Genomic DNA, 13,336 nt, shown 5'->3' with positions numbered 1-13,336 from the left:
CAGGGCGGCACGTTGTGTCAGTCACACCGCTTTCGCTGGCAAGCCAGCTCCTACAGTAGGTTCAGCGTTCAAGTCCGGGTAGATCGGGCAGTTTCTTGGGTGAACAGATTCGCACCCGTTTCTGCCGGTTCAACTCGCCACTGATCAAGCTGACCTGGCTCTTGGACACGCCAAAGGCCTTGGCCAGAAAGGCCATCAGGTACGCGTTGGCCTTGCCCTCGACTGGCGGCGCGGTCAGGCGGATCTTCAGGCGATCGCCGTGCAGCCCGCAGAAATCATCGCTACGGGCTGCCGGTTGCAGGTGACACTCCAGAATCAGGTCGTCACCGTCCCAGCGGAAGTAGCTCATCAGATCAGGCCGAGCAGACCCTGTGGCATGAAGGCATAGTACGCAAGACGCGGGATCAGCCAGCTTTGCAGCAACTGGAGCGCGATGAACGCGAAGATCGGCGAAATATCGAGGCCGCCCAGGTTCGGGATGATGCGGCGGAACGGGGCGAGTACCGGTTCAGTAATCTGCGCGACCAGCTCAGCCCCCGGGTTGTGGCTGCCCGGGGCAACCCAGGACAGAATCACGCTGATGATCATCGCGTAGAACAGCACATTCAAAAACAGCGAAAACAGGGCGATCACCGACCATGGCACCAACAGCAGCCAGTCAACCGCGAAGCCTTTGAGCGTGAGGATGACCGCCATCAGCAGCATCTGCACGATCAGCGCCAGCACCAGCGACGACATGTCCAGCCCGAACATGCTCGGGATGACCCGGCGTAGCGGCTTGAGCAGCGGTTGGGTGGCTTTGACGATGAACTGGCAGATCGGGTTGTAAAAATTCGCCCGAACCAATTGCAGGATGAAGCGCAGCAGCACGATCAGCAGATACAGGCTGCCCAGGGTTTTAATGATGAAAACGGCAGCGTCGTTGAGTCCTAGCATTATTGAGTCCTTTGTAAGAGCTGATTAGCGGCCAAGTTGCTCAGCCATCTCGGCCGAGCGATGCGCGGCGGCGCCGAGTGCCGTTTCCACCAGGGCTTCGAAGCCACCGGCCTGGAACGACTTGATCGCAGCTTCTGTGGTGCCCGCAGGCGAGGTGACACGGCGGCGCAGCTCGGCAGCGTCGACGTCGCTGGAGACCGCCATGTGTGCGGCGCCCAGTGCGGTTTGCAGCGTCAGTTGCGCGGCGATGTCCGCTGGCAGGCCGAGTTTCACGCCGGCTGCGGTCATGGCTTCGATCAGCAGGAAGAAATACGCCGGGCCGGAGCCGGAAACGGCGGTGACGGCGTCCAGTTGCCGTTCTTCATCGAGCCATAAGGCGATGCCGACCGCGGACAGCAGTTCCTGGGCTTGCTGACGCTGTTCGGCTGTCACTTCGGCTGTCGCGAACAAACCGCTCACGCCCTGACGCAGCAGCGCCGGGGTGTTGGGCATGCAGCGCACGATCGGCTGGGCGCCGAGCCAGTTGTTCATGCTGGCGCAGGTGATGCCTGCGGCAATCGAAACCACCAGTTGATCGGGCTTGAGACTTGGGCGCAGGGCTTCGCACACGGCTTTCATCGCCTGGGGCTTGACCGCGAGGACGACGACGTCGGCACCAACGATGGCCTGGGCGTTGTCGGCGAAGGTTTCGATGCCGTGTTCAGCGCTCACGCGGGCGCGGGTTTCTTCGCCCGGATCGCTGGCGCGGATCTGTGCGGCTTCCAGACCTTTGGCCCGCAGGCCACCGATCAGGCTGGCGGCCATGTTGCCGGCACCGATAAAGGCAATACGTGTCTTGCTCATGTCAGGTCCTTATTCAGAAGTGTGTCAGCCATGGTTCATGGCTGGCTGTAGTCGCGAGCACCAAACAGGGCCGTACCGATGCGGACCCAGGTGGCGCCCTGGGCGATGGCCGACTCAAGGTCATGGCTCATGCCCATGGAAAGTGTGTCGAGTGGCAGGTTCAGGCTGGCTTGCAGGCTCTGCACGGCAGCAAACGCGGCATCCTGGGCGGCGCGATCTTCAGTCGGCTCGGGGATCGCCATCAACCCACGCAACTTCAAGCGCGGCAGGGCGTTGATGGCGTTGGCCAGGGCCGGCAGGTCGGCCGGGGTGCAACCGGACTTGCTGGCTTCACCGCTCACGTTGACCTGAATGCAGATGTTCAGCGGCGGCAGATCGGCGGGACGTTGTTCGGACAGGCGTTGTGCGATTTTCAGGCGATCCACGGAATGCACCCAGTCGAAGTGCTCGGCAATAGCACGAGTCTTGTTCGATTGAATGGGGCCGATGAAGTGCCAGATCAAGGGCAGGTCGGCCAGTTCCAGCTGTTTCCCCAATGCTTCCTGCAGGTAGTTCTCGCCAAAGTCGCGCAGGCCGGCGGCGTAGGCTTCACGCAGGTCTTGTGCGGGTTTGGTCTTGCTCACGGCCAGCAGCTGGACGCTGTTTTCTGCGCGGTTGGCAGCGAGCGTAGCGGCATGGATGCGCGAACTAACTTCGAGAATGTTGTCTGCTATGGTGGACATCAAGAGGCGCCAGCGGTCTGAAGGTTCGCGGCATTCTACTGGAATTGAGAGACGCTATGGATATCACCGAACTGCTGGCATTCAGCGCCAAACAGGGGGCATCCGACCTGCACTTGTCCGCCGGCCTGCCGCCGATGATTCGGGTGGATGGCGATGTGCGACGCATCAATCTGCCGGCCATGGACCACCAGCAGGTGCAGGCGCTGGTTTTCTCCATCATGAATGACGCCCAGCGCGTGGATTTCGAGAAGCATCTGGAAATCGACTTTTCCTTTGAAGTACCCGGTGTGGCGCGTTTTCGGGTCAATGCGTTCAATCAGAACCGTGGCGCGGGCGCCGTGTTTCGCACCATCCCGTCAAAAGTGCAGAGCATGGACGAACTGGGCATGGGAGAAGTGTTTCGCAAAATGACCGACGCTCCCCGTGGCCTGGTGCTGGTGACCGGCCCGACCGGTTCCGGCAAATCCACCACGCTGGCGGCGATGATCGATTACCTCAATACCCATCGCCATCACCACATCCTCACCATCGAGGACCCTATCGAGTTCGTTCACGAGTCGCGCAAATGCCTGATCAATCAGCGTGAAGTTCATCGCGATACCCGTAGTTTCGCCACGGCGTTACGTTCGGCACTGCGGGAAGACCCGGACGTGATTCTGGTGGGGGAGATGCGCGATCTGGAAACCATTCGCCTGGCGCTGACCGCCGCTGAAACCGGCCATCTGGTGTTCGGCACGCTGCACACCACGTCGGCGGCGAAAACAATCGACCGGGTGGTCGACGTGTTTCCGGGGGACGAGAAGTCGATGGTGCGCTCGATGCTCTCCGAGTCACTGCTGGCGGTGGTGTCCCAGGTGCTGGTGAAGAAGGTCGGTGGCGGGCGCATCGCGGCCCACGAGATCATGCTGGGGACGTCAGCGATCCGGAGCCTGATCCGCGAGGACAAGGTGGCGCAGATGTACTCGGTGATTCAGTCGGGAGGGGCGCTGGGAATGCAGACGCTGGATATGAGCTTGAAGGGCTTGGTGACCAAGGGCCTGATCAGTCGTGATCATGCCCAGGAGAAGGCGCGGTCACCGGATAATTTGTGATGATCCAGAAACGCCATCGCGGGCAAGCCCGCTCCCACAGGATCTACAGTGTCCTTGTGGGAGCGGCGGTGCGGCGATCCGACTTGCCCGCGATGAGGCCATCATAAGCAATGAAGATTCCAGATCAGCCCCGGAAACTCAAATCAGCGCTGAACAACTCGCAATTGATTCGGCTCTTTCGGCAGAACCCGCTTGGCAACCACGTAGTGGTTTTCCCAGTACGGTTTCTTCAACGTGTCGATGGACACCGACTTGCCACGACGTGGCGCGTGGATGAAACGGTCGTTGCCCAGGTAAATGGCAACGTGATTGACCCGACGGCTCTTGATGTTGAAGAAAATCAGGTCGCCCGGCTTCAGGTCGTCGCGATCGACTTTCTCCCCATGACCGCTGGCCATGGCGTTGGAGGTACGTGGCAGGTCGAACGTGGCGTCGTTGAACGCGTATTTCACCAGGCCACTGCAATCGAAACCTTTGCTTGGGCTGCTGCCGCCCCAGCGATAGGGAGTGCCAAGGACGTTCACAGCGCGACTCAGCACGTTGCTGCTTTCCTTGGTGCCCATCGGTGGAACCAGGCCGCTTTTATCGCTGGCCAGGCTTGGAGCATATTTGGCGGATTTTTTGTCTTTGCTCGAAGGAGCAGAAGCATGGGATTTGGGGGTGTAACCATTAACGTTAGGAAGACGTTGCTCACGATTGGTGGCGTGGGCGGCCAGTGGCATCAAAAGGCAAATGGTTAGCCATGTCTTGAAAAATGAACGCATTAGGCAAGGCTCTTAATAAGTTAGCGCGCAACTTTATAACAGCTTTTTTGCCGCTTCCGAGGCCGTTGGTCGATTCAATCCGGGGGGCAATGGTGGCAAAAAAGCGGCAAACTGGCGCAATTGTCCGTCAGAAGTCCGGTGTTACAAGGCTTTGACAGGCGTGAAGGTAGCACCTGCCATACGTCGGGTGCCTGTAAAAAAGTCACAAAGAAATAAAGAATATTTATCTATCGTGCGAATCGAGGCCATTCATGAACCCCTATCAACAGACTGTCCACCAGCAAGACACCCACAGCAAAGTGATCGGTTACCTGCTGTGGATTTTCGGTTTTACCGGCGCTCATCGCTTCTATTACGGCAAGCCGGTGACCGGGACGATCTGGTTCTTCACCTTTGGCTTGCTGGGGATCGGTTGGCTGATCGACCTGTTCCTGATCCCGTCCATGGACCGTGAAGCGGACCTGCGGTTCACCGCCGGGCCGATCGAATACAACGTGGCGTGGATTCTGCTGACGTTTCTCGGGGTGTTTGGCGTGCACCGGATGTATCAGGGGAAATGGATCAGTGGGCTGCTGTACCTGCTGACGGGCGGGTTGTTCTTTATTGGCGTGCTGTATGACTTCTGGACGTTGAATGACCAGGTGTCCGTGCGTAACGCACAGAGTCGCTGATTAATGTGGCGAGGGGCAGGCCCCCTCGCCGCAGGTTTTTACTTCTGGTGACTAGTCCAGCTATCTGTCCGCTTGAATTACAGCCTATGAGTGGTTACTGAAATGCTTTCAGTAATTGAAGCTGAAGCGTTAAAAATGCCATTGTGCTGAAGCTGTATAAGATTGAAATGATGAAGTGGTTTGGGATGGCCCAGTAATTTATGCTGTCGGCGAGAATCGCAAGCGATGCAATTGCAACTATTAATGCTGATATTTTTATCAAGGTTGAATTGGTGTGGCGGGACTTTCTGTATAAAAATATTTGCATTAGGTGAAATATGAATAACACTAAGCCCGCAATCAGGATTGCACCTATTGGTATTCCGATTGAGTCTCGATCTATGTCGTAAATGCCTGCGCTCAAATTTCTTTCTATGGTAAATATTGCTACGCTGGAAGTGATCGCTAAAAGTAAAGGGTAGATGTAGTTCAGGTGTTTGTAGAGAGTCTTCATGTGGGCTCTTCTTGAGTGCAGTTGATAGTTGAAAACTCTAACGGATTTATCTATTGCAGATCCGGCTGGAAGCCAGTTCCAGTTAGCCTTATTTTGTGCTCTCCTGTTATGTCGATTTCATAATCCGTTCCTGAGAATACCCTGCCTGCTGTGGTTAAAATCTCGAGTAGTGTTGATCTGTTGCTTTCGTTGAAGTCGTATAAGTCAGTATAGGCCTTTGCAGTTCCTTCGAAAATCCAGGAGCCGTTTTCTTCTCTTGTAAAATCTCCTTCGATTTTTAATGTTATTCGCCCTAGATAATATCCTGTGATTCTGCTGTCGTATTTAGTGTCGTAAGGTACTTTTGGATCAGATAAATAGTACCTTCCGGATTCTCTCGTGCTGGCTATGGTGTTGGCTAACAGCGGAATTTCACTCGCCTTTATGTTGAGGTCTATATTATTTATATTGACTCGCAGTTTCTCTCCATTTCCCCATAGGTAGTGAGCAAATGCTTTGACAGGACTAAATGTTCCACCTGATAGTTCGGTTGTTTGTGTTTCATACTTGATATTGTACAGGCTTGTTGATGCTACTTTGATCAGTGCGTCCAGGTTGCTTAGTTTTTGTTGCGTTGCGAAGGTGTCGGCAAGACTGAAGTTTACGAGTTTGTTTTTGAAGTAGGCATGAGTAATGATCGAAGAATTATTTAGTAGGTAGTTGTCGCTCTCCGTAATTTTCCAAAGGTCTTGGATGGCGCCGGAGGCGTCGTTGTTAATTGCTCTGCCCACCATTTGCAGTTCATAGGTAAAGGCTTTTATTCCACTTTTCATTTCGAGCCAGGCATGGAACATATCCATTTCGGCTGAGGAAATGACGGGGCCATCGCATAGTGGTAGTGAGTAAGTTTGCCCGTCGTTGGTGATGATGGCTTCACCGGCTCCCTGCCAGTCTGCAGTCGCATAGGCTCCCCAGTTGAATCCGGGATTAACTGTAAAGCCGCCTGAGTTGCCCGTTGTTCCTTTCACTACGATAGGAGGTAGAGTAAGTCCGTTTTCATGTATTGCTCCTTGTTTGTGCCGACTTTGTATTCAGAAGAGGGTAATAATTTTTCCTTGTGCTGTTTTTATACTAAATGATGGGTATTGAATCTGCATTCAATAACTCTGTAGGCTATTTCTGTATGTTGCGAAGTTCTTTTCGCGCAGATGGTGAGAAGTCAGGAATTTCTGTTCGCTGGATAGTTTTATTCGCCATCGCTTGTAGAAATGTGCTTGATGCGGATGTGCTGTTTGGGGAAAGGTAGTGGAGGAGGGGCTGGAGGGCTATATGACTTCTGGACGTTGAGTGATCAGGTTTCACTGCGTAACGCACAGAGTCGCGGCGCCGTTTAGTAAGTCTTCGCGAGCAGGCTCGCTCCCACAGAATTGGCGTACAGCCGCAGATTTGTGAGTCACTACAAATCCACTGTGGGAGCGAGCCTGCTCGCGAATGCAGGCGACGCGGAGTTACGCCTGGTGACTGATTCGTCCATCCACCAGGGTGTAACGCACCACGCCCGGCAGGCTGTGGCCAATGAAGGGGCAGTTTTCGCCTTTGGACAGCCAGCTTTCACCCGCCACGGTCGAGGCCGCTGGGTCGAACAGCACGATGTCCGCCGCGCCACCCACCGCCAGGTTGCCTGCCGGCAAACGCAAGGCGTCGGCAGGGCCGGTACTCAGGCGTTTGAGTAGAGTCGGCAGGTCCAGCAGGCCATCCTCGACCAGGGTCATTGCCAGTGGCAGCAGCAGTTCGACGCTGCTGATGCCCGGCTCGGTCGCGCCGAACGGTGCCAGTTTGGCGTCACGTTCGTGGGGTTGATGATGACTGGAGATGGCCGAGACCACGCCCGATTTCACCGCAGCGCGCAGGCCCTCGCGGTCGGCGCGGGTACGTAGCGGTGGCTGGACGTGATACAGGCTGTTGAAGTCGATCAGTGCTTCGTCGGTCAGGATCAACTGGTAGAGGGCGACATCTGCCGTGACCTTCAAGCCCCGGGTCTGGGCCTGGGCGATCAGGGCTACGCCGCGGGCGCTGGTGAGCTGGCTGAAGTGCGCGCGCACGCCGGTCTGTTCGACCAGCAGCAGGTCCCGGGCCAAGGCCACGGTTTCCGCGGTTTCCGGAATGCCAGGCAGGCCGAGGAAGCTGGCGGTCGGGCCTTCATGGGCCAGGCCGCCCTCGGCCAGGTCGTGATCCTGGGAGTTGAAAATCACTGTCAGGTCGAAAGTGGCTGCGTATTCCAGCGCCCGGCACAGGGTGCGGGTATTGCGGAAACTCTCCAGGCCATTGCCGAAAGCCACGCAACCGGCATCTCGCAGCGCAACCAGTTCTGCCAGTTGTTCACCGTCCAGGCCTTTGCTCAGGGCGCCAATCGGGAAGACTTTGGTGTTGCCGGCCTCACGGGCGCGGTCGAGGATCAGTTCGGCCACTGCGGAGGTGTCCAGCACCGGCTTGGTCTTCGGCGGGCAGCACAGGCTGGTCACGCCGCCAGCCGCCGCCGCGCGGGTTTCGCTGACAATCGAGCCTTTGCGGCTGTAGCCCGGCTCGCGCAGGGCAACGTTGAGGTCGACCAGGCCGGGAGCGGCCACCAGGCCTTTGGCGTCGATGGTGTCGACAGCGACAAAACCGGCTGGCGCAGCACCAAGGGCGACGATCTTGCAGGCTTCAATGTGGATATCGGTCACTTGATCCAGGCCGCTGGCCGGATCGATCACGCGGGCGCCGAGAATGCTGAGCTTCACTGGGCTTTCTCCTGCTCGAATTGGCGTTGCGCAGTCTGCCCGCTCATGGCCATGGACAGTACCGCCATACGAATGGCGATCCCGTAGGTCACCTGGTTGAGGATCACCGAGTGCGGGCCGTCGGCCACCGCCGACTCGATTTCCACGCCACGGTTGATCGGCCCCGGGTGCATCACGATGGCATCGGGCTTGGCGCCGGCCAGGCGCGCGGTGGTCAGGCCGAACAGGCGGTAGAACTCGCCTTCGCTCGGCAGCAGGCCGCCGGTCATGCGTTCACGCTGCAGGCGCAGCATGATCACCACGTCGACGTCTTTCAGGCCTTCGGCCATGTCGGTGTAGACCTTCACGCCGTATTGCTCGATGCCGATCGGCAGCAGGGTCTTCGGCGCGATCACGCGGATGTCCGGGCAACCGAGGGTTTTCAGGGCCAGCATGTTCGAGCGCGCGACCCGCGAATGCAGGATGTCGCCGACGATGGCCACCGAAAGGTTTTCGAAACCGCCCTTGTGCCGGCGGATGGTCAGCATGTCGAGCATGCCCTGGGTCGGGTGCGCGTGCCGGCCGTCACCGCCGTTGATGATCGCCACCTGCGGGCAAACGTGTTCGGCGATGAAGTGCGCGGCACCGGAATCACCGTGGCGCACAACGAACATGTCGGCGGCCATGGCCTCCAGGTTGCGCAGGGTGTCGAGCAGGGTTTCGCCCTTGCTTGCCGACGACGTGGACACGTTGAGGGTGATCACATCCGCCGAGAGCCGCTGGGCGGCCAGTTCGAAGGTGGTGCGGGTGCGGGTCGAGTTCTCGAAGAACACGTTGCACACGGTCTTGCCGCGCAGCAACGGGACTTTCTTCACGGCCCGGGCGCCGACTTCGAGGAAGGAGTCGGCGGTGTCGAGGATTTCCGTCAGCAGCTCGCGGCGCAAACCGTCGAGCGAGAGGAAGTGGCGCAACTGGCCCTGATCATTGAGCTGCAGCGGGCGCTTGGTTTCTAGAGGCGTCATCGCAAGGGGGACTCTCAATAGGGCGAATTAAAGGGCGAGGTCTTGCAGTTCGAGCGCGAGCTCCGGGCCAGACAGCTTCACCCGTTCGTGGGCCGCCAGCGACAGGGTGGCGCCAACCACGTTCGGGCGGATCGGCAGTTCGCCGGCGTCCAGGTCCAGCAGGCACACCAGCGTCACGCTGGCCGGACGGCCGTAGTCGAACAGTTCGTTCATGGCGGCGCGGATGGTCCGGCCGCTCATCAGCACGTCGTCGATCAGCACCAGGTGCTGGCCTTCGATCTCGAACGGCAGCGCCGAAGGGCGAACCTGCGGGTGCAGGCCGCTCTGGCTGAAATCGTCGCGGTAGAAGGACACGTCCAGGGTGCCGAGGGGCTCCGCGCTGCCCAGTTCCTTGAGCAGGGCCTGAGCCACCCAGACGCCACCGGTGCGGATGCCGATGAAACGCGGGTCGCTGATGCCTCGTTTGGCCAGATAAGCGTCAAGTCGGGTCGCCATCTGGCTGATCAGTTCGGCGGGATTGGGCAGGCTCATGGTTGCTCCTTCGTGGGCCCGGGCCCTGCTTTTTGGTTAAAGCTGCTGCAGGTGGCTCGGGTTGTAGCTAATAGAGTCGCATGGCGGCTCTTCAGGATTCGAACAGCGCGCCATTCTCGTCGAGCCAGCCTTGCAGCAGCAGGGCGGCGGCGATGGCATCGACCGGGTTATCGCGGTAACTGCCTTTCTGGCCGCCACGAGCCAGGCGTTCGCCCTTGGCCTCGAAGGTGGTCAGGCGCTCATCGTGGGTATAAAAGGGCAGGTTGAAACGTCCGTTCAGGCGCCGGGCGAACTTTTCCGCGCGGGCGCACATGTCACTCGGCGTGCCGTCCATGTTCAACGGCAGGCCGACTACCACGGCATCGGGTTTCCACTCTTTGATGAGCGCTTCGAGCTGGTTCCAGTCAGGAATGCCGTTCTGCGCTTTCAGGGTGCACAGCTCGCGGGCCTGGCCGGTAACCACCTGGCCGACCGCAACGCCGATCTGCTTGGTGCCGTAGTCGAATCCGAGAATCAGCCGCAGGGCCATCAGGCGTGCCCCGCCTGGCTGGTGAGCAGGCTGAGGTTGATGCCAAGGTGTTTGGCCGCCGCTTCCAGGCGCAGTTCGCTGCTGGTGTTGAACAGGATGTCGGCGTCAAACGGGCAGGTCAGCCAGGCGTTCTGCGCCAGTTCGGCCTCCAGTTGCCCGGCTTCCCAACCGGCATAGCCGAGGGCAATCAGGCTTTTTTCCGGGCCAACACCGTCAGCGATGGCGAACAGTATGTCCTGGGTGGTCGACAGGGATAAGTCGTCTTCCAGATCAACGGTTGCCTGGAAAGTCTTGCCCGAAGGGTGCAGGACAAAACCGCGATCGGTCTGCACCGGGCCGCCGATAAAGATCGGCACATGCTGGCAGAGCGCCGGCGGTTCGATATCCGGGCGCAATTGCTCGAGGATATCGGCCAGGTTCAGCTCTTGCGGACGGTTGACCACCAGCCCCATGGCACCATTGGCCGTGTGCTCGACGATGTAGGTCAAGGTGTGCGCAAAGTTCGGGTCGGCCATGTGTGGCATGGCGATCAGGAATTGATGCTTGAGGTAGCTGGGGCTGACGTTTTTCATGTGCGCTAGTGTGGCGTTCGGGGGACAAACTGACAAGCTGGGGATGCATGGGAAATAGCGCAATTCTGTAGGAGCGAGCTTGCTCGCGATGGTCGTCAAGGATAACGCTGCCTGGTTGACACCCCGCGGTGCTCTCAGGTTTATCGCGAGCAAGCTCGCTCCTACAGGTGGGGGGGTGTGGTCAGTTGCTTGAGAGTCTGTCGCCGCGGGCAAATTTCCAGGTGCGGATGATCTCCAGCCGGTCAACATCCGACAAATCTCCGGTAAACGGTGCGAATGGCGCCGCCAGCCGGACAATCCGCTGCGCCGCCTGGTCCAGCAGCGGCTGGCCTGAAGACTCCAGCACCAGCACTTCATACAGCGAACCGTCGCGATTGATTGACACCATCAGGCGCAGGTTGCCGTAGATCTGTTTGCGCCGGGCTTCGTCTGGGTAGTTGAGGTTGCCGATGCGCTCGACTTTCTTGCGCCATTCGTCCTTGTACCAGGCGCCCTTGTCGCGCATGGTCGAAGCCGCGCTCAAACGGTGAATGCGCGGACGTTTGGCGTACAGCTGTTGTTCGGCGGCCAGTTCAGCTTCGAGACTGGCGATGTCGCTGGACAACTGCTCACTGTCGAACGTCGGCGCCTGGACCTGGGGTTTGACCTCGGTCTTGGGCTCCTCGGTCTTGGCGGGGGCTTTTTTCGGCTTCGGTGCCACGGTGGTCACGGCCGCCTTCGGTGGCGCTTCCTGCACGTCAGGCTTGGCGGCCGGCGGTGGCGTGACCTTCTGTACCTTGTTGTCCTGGAAGGGCGCGACCTCGGTGGTCTTGGGAATCGCCTTTTTATCCAGGGTGCCGCTGCCTTGCTGATTCTCCTGGGCCAGGAAATCGGCTTTTTCGGGCTTCTTTTCGCTTTTGAAGGTGGCGAGGGTTATTTCCAGGGTTTTGCTGATCTGCTTGGGCTCCACCACTGCAAACCCGACACCCAACAGCAAGGCCAGGTGGATCAGCGCTGCCAGAAACAGGGTAAAACCGAGGCGATCGGCCGGGCGCACGCCACGGTGGGCGAGTTCGGCAGGCAGATCGGACGGGAGGGTCATGACAAGGAAACCAACATCGCGTTTTTCACAGGCCGCGCATGATAACGCAATGTTGGTTTGGCTAATCAACGTGCCTTGAGCTTCTGATCGATGGCATCCATCAACAGGCCAGCGATGTCGGTGCCAAATGCATTATCGATCTCGCGAATGCAGGTCGGGCTGGTGACGTTGATCTCGGTCAGGTGCTCGCCGATCACGTCCAGGCCCACGAACAGCAGGCCTTTTTCACGCAGGGTCGGGCCGACTTGTGCGGCGATCCAGCGGTCCTTGTCGGTCAGCGGGCGGGCTTCGCCACGGCCGCCGGCGGCGAGGTTGCCGCGGGTTTCGCCCTGGGCTGGAATCCGCGCCAGGCAATAATCCACAGGCTCGCCATCAATCATCAGGATGCGCTTGTCGCCGTCCTTGATCGCTGGCAGGTAGGCCTGGCCCATGATCTGCTGGGTGCCGAGGGCGGTGAGGGTTTCGAGGATCACCGACAGGTTCGGATCGCCCGCGCGGTGACGGAAAATCGAAGTGCCACCCATGCCGTCCAGCGGCTTGAGGATGACATCGCCGTGTTTGGCGGCGAACTCACGCAGTACGTCGGCACGGCGGCTGACCACGGTCGGCGGCGTGCACTGCGGGAACAGTGTGGCGAACAGCTTTTCGTTGCAGTCGCGCAGGCTTTGCGGCTTGTTGACTACCAGCACGCCGGCGCGCTCGGCTTGTTCCAGCAAATAGGTGGAGTAGACGAACTCCAGGTCGAACGGCGGATCCTTGCGCATCAGGATCACGTCCAGATCGCTCAGCAACGCATCGCTTTCAGCGCCCAGTTCGAACCATTTTTCCGGGTTGGCGAACACCTGCAGCGGACGCATCCGCGCCCGCGCCTGGCCTTCGCCCTGATACAGGTCGCGCTGTTCCATGTAGAACAGCTCCCAGCCACGCTTCTGCGCGGCCAGCAGCATGGCCAGCGAGCTATCCTTTTTATAGGAAATGCTGGCGATAGGGTCCATGACAATCCCGACGCGAACGCTCATGGGTGTTTCCTCGAAATTTGGGGGGCTATGGCGACCTTTGTAGGAGCGAGCTCGCTCGCGATGAACCCGAGAACAACACGCTTATCCAGCCAGCACGCGTTATCGTTGTCGACCATCGCGAGCGAGCTCGCTCCTACAAAAGGTCAGCGTATAAAAGTGGCGTCAGAGTGGCGCTGAGTGTGTTCCCGGTCAAGGAAAAACCACCTTGCGAGCCGGCCGATAGATTGGTTTTGGAGACTGTGCTAAAAAGGCTGCCATGTCGTGCTGGCCCTTGAACATCAAGGGTTTCGAGCCGCGTTAACCGGCAAACGGACAATTAGTTTC

The 13,336-nt window shown here is 58.8% G+C and carries 16 protein-coding genes; 2 read left to right on the top strand and 14 right to left on the bottom strand.

Annotated features, from left to right (window positions below; translation table 11 throughout):
- Window positions 1–61: 61 nt before the first annotated feature.
- The 4 genes from PMI31_RS19305 to PMI31_RS19290 are packed head-to-tail and all read right to left on the bottom strand — an operon-like array spanning window position 62 to window position 2,501.
- Window positions 62–349 (bottom strand): DUF167 domain-containing protein, encoded by a 288-nt coding sequence (locus tag PMI31_RS19305; protein WP_008019963.1) that lies wholly within the window; start codon window positions 347–349, stop codon window positions 62–64.
- The gene (locus PMI31_RS19300) at window positions 349–936 is read right to left on the bottom strand and encodes a YggT family protein (protein WP_008019962.1); all 588 of its coding nucleotides are present in this window, start codon (window positions 934–936) and stop codon (window positions 349–351) included. The genes PMI31_RS19305 and PMI31_RS19300 overlap by 1 nt, the downstream gene beginning before the upstream one ends.
- A 24-nt stretch (window positions 937–960) precedes the next feature.
- A complete protein-coding gene (gene proC / locus PMI31_RS19295; RefSeq protein WP_008019961.1) occupies window positions 961–1,779 on the bottom strand; it encodes a pyrroline-5-carboxylate reductase in 819 nt (272 codons plus the stop codon).
- A 35-nt stretch (window positions 1,780–1,814) separates the two neighbouring features.
- On the bottom strand, window positions 1,815–2,501 hold the full coding sequence (locus tag PMI31_RS19290; protein ID WP_008019960.1) for a YggS family pyridoxal phosphate-dependent enzyme: 687 nt from the start codon (window positions 2,499–2,501) through the stop codon (window positions 1,815–1,817).
- A gap of 56 nt (window positions 2,502–2,557) precedes the next feature.
- Here PMI31_RS19290 and PMI31_RS19285 point away from each other — a divergent pair, with 56 nt between their 5' ends.
- Window positions 2,558–3,592, top strand: a complete 1,035-nt coding sequence (locus PMI31_RS19285; RefSeq protein WP_008019959.1) for a type IV pilus twitching motility protein PilT — start codon at window positions 2,558–2,560, stop codon at window positions 3,590–3,592.
- Between the two features lie 143 nt (window positions 3,593–3,735).
- On the opposite strand, the gene PMI31_RS19280 is transcribed toward PMI31_RS19285, so the two are convergent.
- Window positions 3,736–4,356 carry a C40 family peptidase gene (locus tag PMI31_RS19280; protein ID WP_008019958.1) on the bottom strand — a complete coding sequence of 207 codons (621 nt, stop codon included), beginning with the start codon at window positions 4,354–4,356 and terminating at the stop codon, window positions 3,736–3,738.
- A 251-nt stretch (window positions 4,357–4,607) separates the two neighbouring features.
- Here PMI31_RS19280 and PMI31_RS19275 point away from each other — a divergent pair, with 251 nt between their 5' ends.
- Entirely contained in the window at window positions 4,608–5,027 is a 420-nt protein-coding gene (locus PMI31_RS19275; protein WP_008019957.1) for an NINE protein, read from the top strand.
- 94 nt (window positions 5,028–5,121) lie between these two features.
- Here the strand turns inward: PMI31_RS19275 and PMI31_RS19270 are convergent, their stop codons facing one another.
- The 9 genes from PMI31_RS19270 to gshB all read right to left on the bottom strand — a co-directional run bounded on the left by PMI31_RS19270 (window position 5,122) and on the right by gshB (window position 13,012).
- A complete protein-coding gene (locus PMI31_RS19270) occupies window positions 5,122–5,520 on the bottom strand; it encodes a hypothetical protein (RefSeq protein ID WP_043302496.1) in 399 nt (132 codons plus the stop codon).
- A gap of 50 nt (window positions 5,521–5,570) precedes the next feature.
- Window positions 5,571–6,527, bottom strand: a complete 957-nt coding sequence (locus PMI31_RS19265; RefSeq protein ID WP_238539302.1) for a lipid II-degrading bacteriocin — start codon at window positions 6,525–6,527, stop codon at window positions 5,571–5,573.
- Window positions 6,528–7,007: 480 nt separating this feature from the next.
- Window positions 7,008–8,279 carry a dihydroorotase gene (locus tag PMI31_RS19260; protein WP_008019955.1) on the bottom strand — a complete coding sequence of 424 codons (1,272 nt, stop codon included), beginning with the start codon at window positions 8,277–8,279 and terminating at the stop codon, window positions 7,008–7,010.
- A complete protein-coding gene (locus PMI31_RS19255; protein ID WP_008019954.1) occupies window positions 8,276–9,280 on the bottom strand; it encodes an aspartate carbamoyltransferase catalytic subunit in 1,005 nt (334 codons plus the stop codon). Before PMI31_RS19255 ends, PMI31_RS19260 begins: the two co-directional genes overlap by 4 nt.
- A 27-nt stretch (window positions 9,281–9,307) precedes the next feature.
- The gene (gene pyrR, locus PMI31_RS19250; protein WP_008019953.1) at window positions 9,308–9,811 is read right to left on the bottom strand and encodes a bifunctional pyr operon transcriptional regulator/uracil phosphoribosyltransferase PyrR; all 504 of its coding nucleotides are present in this window, start codon (window positions 9,809–9,811) and stop codon (window positions 9,308–9,310) included.
- A gap of 91 nt (window positions 9,812–9,902) precedes the next feature.
- Window positions 9,903–10,340, bottom strand: a complete 438-nt coding sequence (gene ruvX / locus PMI31_RS19245) for a Holliday junction resolvase RuvX (protein ID WP_008019952.1) — start codon at window positions 10,338–10,340, stop codon at window positions 9,903–9,905.
- Complete coding sequence (locus PMI31_RS19240) at window positions 10,340–10,912, bottom strand: YqgE/AlgH family protein (RefSeq protein ID WP_043302493.1); 573 nt, start codon at window positions 10,910–10,912, stop codon at window positions 10,340–10,342. The genes ruvX and PMI31_RS19240 overlap by 1 nt, the downstream gene beginning before the upstream one ends.
- 181 nt (window positions 10,913–11,093) lie before the next feature.
- A complete protein-coding gene (locus tag PMI31_RS19235) occupies window positions 11,094–11,993 on the bottom strand; it encodes an energy transducer TonB (protein WP_008019950.1) in 900 nt (299 codons plus the stop codon).
- 65 nt (window positions 11,994–12,058) lie between these two features.
- Window positions 12,059–13,012, bottom strand: coding sequence for a glutathione synthase (gene gshB / locus PMI31_RS19230; RefSeq protein WP_008019949.1), 954 nt, complete (start codon window positions 13,010–13,012; stop codon window positions 12,059–12,061).
- Between the last annotated feature and the right edge of the window lie 324 nt (window positions 13,013–13,336).

The organism is Pseudomonas sp. GM55 (genome assembly GCF_000282395.1).
In the GTDB taxonomy this organism is placed as follows: Bacteria; Pseudomonadota; Gammaproteobacteria; order Pseudomonadales; family Pseudomonadaceae; genus Aquipseudomonas; species Aquipseudomonas fluorescens_CC.
The sequence above is the reverse complement of the archived record's forward strand: the minus strand, read 5'-3'. Positions and strand labels throughout refer to the sequence as shown.